The following is an 8,750-nucleotide window of genomic DNA, read 5'->3' as shown; positions in this document are numbered from 1 at the left end:
GTCATCGAGTAAAACAATGTTCCTATAACAAGGTTGATTGCCAAAGCTATGAGCACACCTCCGATATAACTAGAGGTAAAAACTATAATCGCACTGAGAATCAAAAGGATGGTTATCAATGCTTTGTTAACTTCCGATTGTTTATACATAGCTTCAACTCCTTGAACCAACTAACGCCTTGTTAAGGGGTGAGCAACGCAATACCGATGTTGCCGCATGTCGCCTTAATCACTAAAACCAACGCATAGTAAAAATGCCACGCGTTGCGAATCCCTCTTGAACAATTTGTTAAGTGCATTACTCGCCACCTCCACCATCGTTAGAAGTGCAATCACCCGAAGAGTAGTGAGCAAAAGAGGCGACATCAAATCGTTGATTTGCTGGATCATACTTACATTTGTGAGATAAGTACTCTTCGAAACTTTCACTTCTGTGGAAGTCATCTTGCGACAAGTCTACACAATAAATAGCATATGCTAGTGTTACGTGCTTTTTCGATAATTTTGATCTTTCAATTGCATAGTCCACTTCTTCCTTAGAGTATCTAGTCTTTTTTCCATAAAAGAGAAGCAGTGGAATTAACTTCCTTGCAATGTACATAGCCCTACGGTGAAACAACCATGGTTCTATAAGCTTCATCATATCGCTGCTTCCTATCACAAAAAAATTACATGCAATTGAGTCATGTTGACATCGAATGCACTTAACGCCCTGTTAAGGTGTGAGCAACGCAATACAAAAGCTCCTGCATACCACCTTAAACACTAAACGCAACGCATAGTAAAAATGCCAAGCGTTGCGAATCACTCTTAAACAGATTGTTATGCGAAATTCGACAATGCTGATTTGTACGCCTTTCTAGCCTCGGTACTTAAGTAGCTGTCCATACCTTGGAACAGTTCAAATAGCTCAGCACCATATTTGAGCTTGAACTCTTCACTGTTATAGACAAGCTCTAGCTCATTAGCGACCGTTAACTCGCAAAACAACTTCACCGTTGCACTCTCGAGTTTGAATATTGAACCAGTAAATCTGTCTTTAAATTGGATTTCTAGCACCTTGCCAAATTGAGGGAATACATAGTCTCGGTCGCATGAGCAATACAAATAAACCAATGCTTCTTCATCATTACCAATAATTCGCGCTATTTCTTGGCGCTGACTTAGCGACACCATCTTTTCATCGAAACCCGCTGTTCCATACGCGGCATGAAAGAGACCTGCGATTTGAAGTAACTCGCTACTACCCCAGTCAATTAGAACTTGTTCAGTTCCTTTCAGGTGTGCTTCCAATGAACCGTTAAGATGCTGAAAATCACCCGCACCAAGCTCTTGAAGCATTACAAATTTATCCATAAACCTCAATTTCCTTTAGGTCGCATAACGCCCTGTTAAGGTGTGAGCAACGCAATACCGAAGCTCCCGCAAACCACCTTAAACACTAAACGCAACGGATAGTGAAAATGCCAAGCGTTGCGAATCACTCTTAAACAGATTGTTAGCTTTATTTTAACGTATTCAACTCTTCTGTTAGCTGACTAAGCTTTTGCTTTTCTTCTGCAATCCTATCTACATACTTCTTAACTTTGTCTGACTTATTGTCGTTTTGAGCCTCAAGTAAATCAGCTTCGTATTCTCTTATTTCCTCTTTAACTTCGGATATTTCAGAAGTTAGGTCTTCAACAAGTGATTCATTCGTACATGTTGACTTTGACTGATTCAAAGCGATTTTGAGCCCTTCCACTTTAGCTTGGTTGTCTTTACTGCTGGCTATTACAATTTGCTGTTCTATTTCGCAAAACTTCCTTTCACAACCGACATATTTCCCGCATTCAAGTGTAGATGCAGAAGCTAGTTGCAAGCTTCCAGCAAGAAAGCCTGACAGAACCAAAGATAATCTAGCTAATCCATTTTTCATGCTGTGTCTCCTATTATTTGATGTATGAAGCTAACGCCCTGTTAAGGTGTGAGCAACGCAATACCAAAGCCTCCGCAGAACACCTTAAACACAAAAACGCAACGCATAGTAAAAATGCCACGCGTTGCGAATCACTCTTAAACAGATTGTTAGCTTTCTTGCAGTAAAATGTCCAGATAAGGCACTGATTATATGAACTTTTCCACATAAATCGTATGAAGTTTAGTTCTACTAATAACCGTATATGTTACTATTGTCATAATCGCAAGACTTACTTAATGGTGTCACCTTTGATTGCAGGACTGTTTTTAAGAAATTATAAATGTTATAGCAACATTAACTTTATTCCCTTCAACTATGAAATGCGCGAAAACCTCAATGTTTTTATAGGTGAAAATGGAATAGGAAAGTCATCGATCCTTGAGTCGCTTAACTGCCTAATGAACGAAGTAGAGCTTAAGCATTGGGATACTACGCTAGGACAACGAAAGGACCGTACATTTATATGTCCGGTTTTTTTGATAAAGAAGTCAGATTTTAACTTTAGCTCCGAAGAAGAAAAAATTTCGGATGCTTTCTGGAACCTTGATCCGAGGAAGATAAGCAATCCTGAACACTATATCACGTTCGCAGAATGGCGAAATGAATTAGAAAAAAATATAGATCGTGATGACTACCTATTATTCTGTATAGGTAAGGACCGAACAGGGAATGTCGTTTTAACTTCTACCGTGCACAGTTATATAGTTAACCAAACTAAACGTTACGGGGTATCGAAAGCAAAAATAACAAGCCTTTTCGAAAAGCTAATTTCCCACTATACATACGTATATATTCCCATTGAGAGCTCAATAAGTGACATCTTAAGTTTACAGGCAAATGAGATGCAAGCCCTGATGGATAAGAGTGTAACAGATGAGATAATAAGCCTGCTTTCGAAAAAGAACTACGACTCAACTGGAAACAAAACTGGTGGAAGAAAAAGTAGTATTGTTGACTTGATAAACTCCAATCTCGATGATTACATCAAAAGTATCAACACTAAGCTTCTTAGCGGCTATAAATTTGAGCCCAAAGGAACAAATAAGAAAACCGTCAAGCCAAATGATATTCTTGCATCAATATTGAAAGAGTATTTCAGTATACGTCCACTGACTAAAGATGGTAAACACATAAACAGCCTTAGCTCTGGTCAACAACGATTAGCGCTCATGGATGTTGCTATTACTTTGTTATCAACAAACCAAATGAATAAAAAAGTAATATTAGCTATCGACGAACCAGAAAACTCATTAGATTCTGCACATAGATTTTCTCAATTTGCTCGATTGACTGAGTTATCTGAGCAATATTGTCACCAACTACTCCTTACAACCCATTGGTATGGGTTGTTATTACGACCTTCGGAAGGTCGCTTACACTTTGTGTCGGAAAATGGAGATGATGCCCCAAAATTAGCGAGCTACCCACTAGCAAATCTTTACGACAACAGAAGGCATTTTCCTGATTCTATCGAGATGAAAAGTTATTTCGATCTTATGAGTTCAATGTTAGCAATACTCAAGTCATCGAATGCCAATTGGATTATATGTGAAGGGTATGAAGATGCTCTCTATCTTAACCTATACTTGAAAGATAGAGTAGATAATTTAAATATCCTTCCTTTTAATGGCTGTGGCAATGTAAAAAAACTATTCAGATTTTTAGATGTACCATTTTCTGATTCAGAAGAACTAAACAAAATAAAAGGGAAAGTTCTGTGTCTTATTGATACAGATGAAAAGTCATTGATACAGATACCAGGCTATAAAGCTGGCAATTACAAAAAGAAACTACGATTTGACAGAATAATATTAGACAGAGAAAACGATGACGCTAAGTTAATATCTGTAGCTAACAACACAGCCACAAACACTGAAATAGAAGATTTACTAGAGCCAGAAATAACGTGGGACGCACTAAAGGAAATAGCCAAAGAAGATATTCAGCTATCGGACTTGTTGTCTAACTACTCTTATAAATCAGATACAAATAAAAAGCATGCAGACTTAACAAAAAACATACCTTTCCTTAAGAAAGAAACCGTTACGGCTTATGAAAATTTTGACGAGCTCAAAGCATATCTAGGAAATGATTCCATTAAAAAGTCTCTCGCAATACATTATTGTGATATTGCATTAAAACAAGGTGATATACATATACCTGCTTGGGCGGACGAGATAATAAAGCACTTTAACAGTTAGAAAAATACTTTACTTAAGCTAGTTCCTGCCGGACCTAGCTTAAGTTGATTCGAGAAAGCTAACGCCTTGTTAAGGTGTGAGGCACGCAATACCGAAGCTTCCGCATTCCACCTTAACCACTAAAACCAACGCATAGTAAAAATGCCACGCGTGCCGAATCACTCTTGAACAATTTGTTATGCGTATGGTTTAACGCCTAAACGCTTTATCACTTCATGACTGTGCATTACACGAGAGATGGCACTCTCGGTGAGCCACCAATTATCCCTCCGAGTACTTCGATCGTTTACAAAGTAACTGTGAAGTTCCAAATATTGAGGTAAAGCATTTTTGAATAAGTACTTTGCCCGCTTTATGTGGAAAGCCGTTGTCAGTATTGCCACCGACCTTTTCGCGATTTCACTCTCTACGATAATCTCTGAAGAATATTGTGCATTCTCTACTGTATTTTTTGCATGTCGTTCTAAGATAATATCCGAATCTGGCACACCATTATCCAATGCATACTCTTTCATCGACTCAAACTCGGGCTTTTGATCTATTGCTAAGTTGCCGCCTGACAACAGTAGCTTGGAGACTTTTTTCTCCTTGTACAGTCGTACAGCAGTTGGCATCTTATATTGAGTTGCTTTGTAACTACCCAACACAACAAGCACTTCTGCATCTTGGAACTCATCTTGGTGTGTCGGGAAGACTACCTGAGTAATACTCTCGATTTCTCTTTTGTTCAATCCTAATCCCTTACACGATTGAGTGAATACGCATAACGCCGCATTAAGGTGTGAGCAACGCTACCACGAAACCTAACCGTGCCACCGTAAACACGAAACCCAACGATGGTGCCAAAAATGCCAAGCGTTGGGAATCACTCTTAAATGCTTTGTTAGCTTTCTGTTCGAAACACTACAACTCAATTTTTAGCAGACATATTAATCTACGCTTCGGATTGAAATTCTCTCAAGTCGTTCAAGTAAGCTCTCGCCATAAGGAACTAGCGCTACTTTCGGATTTGAGTTCATATATAAACTCAAAGCACGAACAAGATCTTCTTTAGCATGAGATAATTGTTCAACTTCTCCTCCATTGAAATCCGTAAAAACTATTCCTTGTAATTCATTTAACCATTTTGAAAACGAATCGGGCTCTGATGAAAGCACTGCTAGCGTAATATAGGTATGATGAGTCAAGGCAACTAACAACAAAAGGGACACCTCTCCAGAAACAGCACTATCCCTGTGAACCCATATTTCCCCCAGAGTATTTATTGTAGGGACAACTATTTTCGATTCATCACTTTCCAAGTGTTCTTGAATTACAAAATAATTATTTTTCATCCAGAGAAGGTTGAGCTCTGTACGTGGGGTAGATGCGATAACAGTACTTGAAAACATTAGAAAAATTAAAATCACAATATTTTTTAACATGAATCATTTCTCCAGTTGATTTGTTACTCTAATCTCAATTTCTTTATACTTGCCAATCTCTAAAAAAATTTCTTTTAACGCCACTTTACTATTGCTTACATAATAATGAGAATCTTTTAACACTCCCCAACTTTTACCAGGCATTAGACAGCCTTCCGTATTTTTGTGATAATTGCCTGCGTGAATCAAAACATAAGTCCGTCCTGGAACATTTTTTAATTCGTACACATTTTTATATTTGGTACCACTAAATGGTTCCACTTTGTATGTACCAGCCGAAATTCTTTTGTCCGAACCCTCAACTATAGAGTCAGGACCTCCTGGTTCGAGAACAAACCAACTCTTGTCGATACCTTCAATAGTTAGTTTTCCTAACGTTGTCTCTCCATACTGTTTTATGCGTCTGAGATTTAATATTGCTTTGACTTTTTTGCCAGTCATTTATTTTATCCTCACATTAAATTGAGGAAATACTAGCTGAAATAACTCAATTGCATGCCTCCAAGAGTCCCTTTTTCGGCAAGTATCAAAGCAACATTGTACTTGACAATTCTAACTCTTACATTTAACGATTGGATTGATAAAGCTAACGCCTTGTTAAGGGGTGAGCAACGCAATACCGAAGCCGCCGCATACCACCTTAATCACTAAAACCAACGCAAGGTAAAAATGCTACGCGTTGCGAATCCCTCTTGAACAATTTGTTAGCCTACAAGCCCAAATTAGGGTTCGGTTTCATGCCGCTCGAGCGAAAACAAAGTACCCTGTGATCCCTCTCTCAATCAAGCGCGGAATTTCATCATAAATGCTGGCTGGCATCGTCAGAAACTCTACCTCGGTAAACCCAGCAAGTCCTAACTGCGCTTCAATTTCTACAGGGGCATAGCAGTTGAATAACATTGAACATTGAGGATCGCCAGCCCAATCATCAATATAGTATTGCTCAATGCCTTTTGAAGATTGGATCAACTGCAAACAAAGAACGCCCCCACGCTTTAAAATCCCATTGAGGTTTCTTAGTGACTCGCAACACAGTTCTCTAGGAATATGAATGAAGCTGCCAAAACCATATATTCCATCAAACTTTTGATGTAAGGACTCAGGCTGTACCATGTCAAAAAGCTTAACTTTTAAGTACGGGTATCTTTCTCGAACAACATCTAAAAACCTAGAGGAATAATCAGTGGCAAGAACCTCAAAACCTAACTCATGAAATTTTGCTGCGTCCGTTCCTGGTCCACAACCAACCTCTAAAACGTGTTTTCCATCAAGGCGTTTTATAAATTCACTCCTCGCAAACTCACGTAAGTTAGGGTCATCTTCTGAGGCGGAATCTCCCGAATACGCCAAGGCAACCTTTTCCCAACCTTCCTTATTTATTTCATTTTGGTCGTATTTCAAACTATTCATCCATTGTTCCAACATTGAAAGGTAGGCTAACGCCAAATTAAGGTGTGAACAACGCTGCCACCTTAGCTAAAGCATTGTGCCATAAACACTTAACTAGCTTGAAGTGAAAGCGCCAAGCGTTGTGAATCACTCTTAAATTTATTGTTAGGGCTGTGGTTGAAGGGACTGTTTTTCTTTGAAGTAAAAGATACATTGGGAGTCCAAACGATACCCCAACAGACAAAGCTCCCAAGACTGCAAAATATCGGTACTTCACTTTGTATTTTTGCCCGTCCACCAAGATAAAGCCTATCAGAGCAATCGCACCGACTAAGACATCAAGCCAAGCCATTATACTAATGGGGTTTGCCACCGCTTCACTGAACAAAAGACTAATATCTAAGCCATTGGCAAGTAACCAAGGAACCAACGCTCCATAAGGAAGCAATATACCTAACAAAGTAAGAACTAGATAAAACCTTACCATTTCACATCCTTGCAATTTTTGTAGTAAGCCCTAACGCCCGCTTAAGTGGTGAGCAACGCAATACGATGCTTCCGCATACCACCTTAATCACTAAAATCAACGCATGGTAAAAATGCCACGCGTTGCGAATCCGTCTTGAAGCGTTTGTTAAGTGCGAACTAGCGACGAGGTAAAAAATAGCCTGCTCTACGTAACTCTAACAGTTTAAACTTCGACAGATATAAAATACTAGGTAACATTATGATTAAGTAGCTAGCGACATACAAAAATATGCCTAGCGTAAATTGTTCTTCAAATTTAGCTTCCCATTTTAATATGTAGAATAGTGGAGAAACAAAAACAGGAACAAAGACTAAATATATGAGCATTGAAGCTACAAACTTCAATATACCAGACAGCACGCTAGCAACAGCCAACAGAAGTTGAATGTAGAGCATCATTGCTAATAGCATAGCTATAGAACCAATTAGAATAAACATAGAAGTTCCACCTCCACATATCTCCAAGCACTTAACGCCCTGCTAAGGGGTGAGCAACGCAATACAAAAGCAGCCGCAAACCACTTTAATCACTAAAATCAACGCATAGTGAAAATGCCACGCGTTGCGAATCCCTCTTGAGCAGTTTGTTAGTCGCGAGGCACCGAGCGACAATTTTAAGCCGAACTAAACTTTGCGAACAACAAACTTTATGTGCTTCGATGCATTTAAGTCAGGCGTAGTCTCAAAGCGGCTACTCAATGAAACCACTTAGAACAAACAACGCCGCAGAAAACGGACAGACAACGCCAAAAAAGCCCTTTTGGAAAGCCAATCTCACAGTGCGGACTTTCAACAAAGCCACTGAAACCACGTGGACCTTACCACACCAGAGAAAAAGTCATTTCAGCGAGTAAATCGGCTTTTGTACCAACAAACTCACCGAGCGTGGTTGCCACCAAAAACAGACTCTCGATTGCCCTGCTCTGTCAGCACCAAAGAACAAAACTACCGCTAGGACACTTGCAAAACTTGGACTCAAAACAGCTAAAGCTAAGTTCTAATGATCGACGATGAACCTGTGTATCAAACAAACTGCTGCTAAATTTCAAGCTCAGAAACATGATTTTGATTACTAGCTTTTCTGGCGACTAACGCCCTGTTAAGGTGTGAGCAACGCAATACCAAAGCCGCCGCATACCACCTAAACACTGGACGCAACGCATAGTGAAAATGCCACGCGTTGCGAATCACTCTTAAACAGTTTGTTAGGCATTACTCAACAAAATCAATCACTTTTTATATTTAGTCT

At 39.3% G+C, this 8,750-nt stretch carries 10 protein-coding genes; 1 reads left to right on the top strand and 9 read right to left on the bottom strand.

Annotation, left to right across the window (positions count from 1 at the left end):
* Positions 1-297: 297 nt before the first annotated feature.
* The 3 genes from KIO97_RS20990 to KIO97_RS20970 all read right to left on the bottom strand — a co-directional run bounded on the left by KIO97_RS20990 (position 298) and on the right by KIO97_RS20970 (position 1,917).
* Complete coding sequence (locus KIO97_RS20990; RefSeq protein ID WP_103188857.1) at positions 298-642, bottom strand: DUF6559 family protein; 345 nt, start codon at positions 640-642, stop codon at positions 298-300.
* A 179-nt stretch (positions 643-821) separates the two neighbouring features.
* Positions 822-1,355 carry a DUF6817 domain-containing protein gene (locus tag KIO97_RS20980; RefSeq protein ID WP_050906334.1) on the bottom strand — a complete coding sequence of 178 codons (534 nt, stop codon included), beginning with the start codon at positions 1,353-1,355 and terminating at the stop codon, positions 822-824.
* 148 nt (positions 1,356-1,503) lie between these two features.
* On the bottom strand, positions 1,504-1,917 hold the full coding sequence (locus tag KIO97_RS20970) for a DUF1090 domain-containing protein (RefSeq protein ID WP_285383852.1): 414 nt from the start codon (positions 1,915-1,917) through the stop codon (positions 1,504-1,506).
* A 290-nt stretch (positions 1,918-2,207) separates the two neighbouring features.
* Between KIO97_RS20970 and KIO97_RS20960 the strand changes: the two genes are divergently transcribed.
* Entirely contained in the window at positions 2,208-4,160 is a 1,953-nt protein-coding gene (locus KIO97_RS20960; RefSeq protein ID WP_160167645.1) for an ATP-dependent endonuclease, read from the top strand.
* A gap of 176 nt (positions 4,161-4,336) precedes the next feature.
* On the opposite strand, the gene KIO97_RS20950 is transcribed toward KIO97_RS20960, so the two are convergent.
* From KIO97_RS20950 to KIO97_RS20915, 6 genes are all read right to left on the bottom strand, one after another.
* Entirely contained in the window at positions 4,337-4,891 is a 555-nt protein-coding gene (locus KIO97_RS20950; RefSeq protein ID WP_285383851.1) for a YdcF family protein, read from the bottom strand.
* Between the two features lie 198 nt (positions 4,892-5,089).
* Positions 5,090-5,584 (bottom strand): hypothetical protein, encoded by a 495-nt coding sequence (locus KIO97_RS20945; RefSeq protein WP_285383850.1) that lies wholly within the window; start codon positions 5,582-5,584, stop codon positions 5,090-5,092.
* Positions 5,585-5,587: 3 nt separating this feature from the next.
* Positions 5,588-6,025 carry a DUF5675 family protein gene (locus KIO97_RS20940; protein WP_038899753.1) on the bottom strand — a complete coding sequence of 146 codons (438 nt, stop codon included), beginning with the start codon at positions 6,023-6,025 and terminating at the stop codon, positions 5,588-5,590.
* A gap of 294 nt (positions 6,026-6,319) precedes the next feature.
* A complete protein-coding gene (locus tag KIO97_RS20930) occupies positions 6,320-6,994 on the bottom strand; it encodes a bifunctional 2-polyprenyl-6-hydroxyphenol methylase/3-demethylubiquinol 3-O-methyltransferase UbiG (RefSeq protein ID WP_017189492.1) in 675 nt (224 codons plus the stop codon).
* Between the two features lie 37 nt (positions 6,995-7,031).
* The gene (locus tag KIO97_RS20925; RefSeq protein ID WP_285383849.1) at positions 7,032-7,460 is read right to left on the bottom strand and encodes a DUF2834 domain-containing protein; all 429 of its coding nucleotides are present in this window, start codon (positions 7,458-7,460) and stop codon (positions 7,032-7,034) included.
* Between the two features lie 158 nt (positions 7,461-7,618).
* The gene (locus KIO97_RS20915) at positions 7,619-7,939 is read right to left on the bottom strand and encodes a hypothetical protein (protein ID WP_004741848.1); all 321 of its coding nucleotides are present in this window, start codon (positions 7,937-7,939) and stop codon (positions 7,619-7,621) included.
* Positions 7,940-8,750 lie beyond the last annotated feature (811 nt).

This window comes from Vibrio sp. B181a, from assembly GCF_030248375.1.
Taxonomy (GTDB): Bacteria; Pseudomonadota; Gammaproteobacteria; order Enterobacterales; family Vibrionaceae; genus Vibrio; species Vibrio campbellii.
Note: the sequence above shows the minus strand (reverse complement) of the source record. Positions and strands in the feature narration are given on the sequence as shown.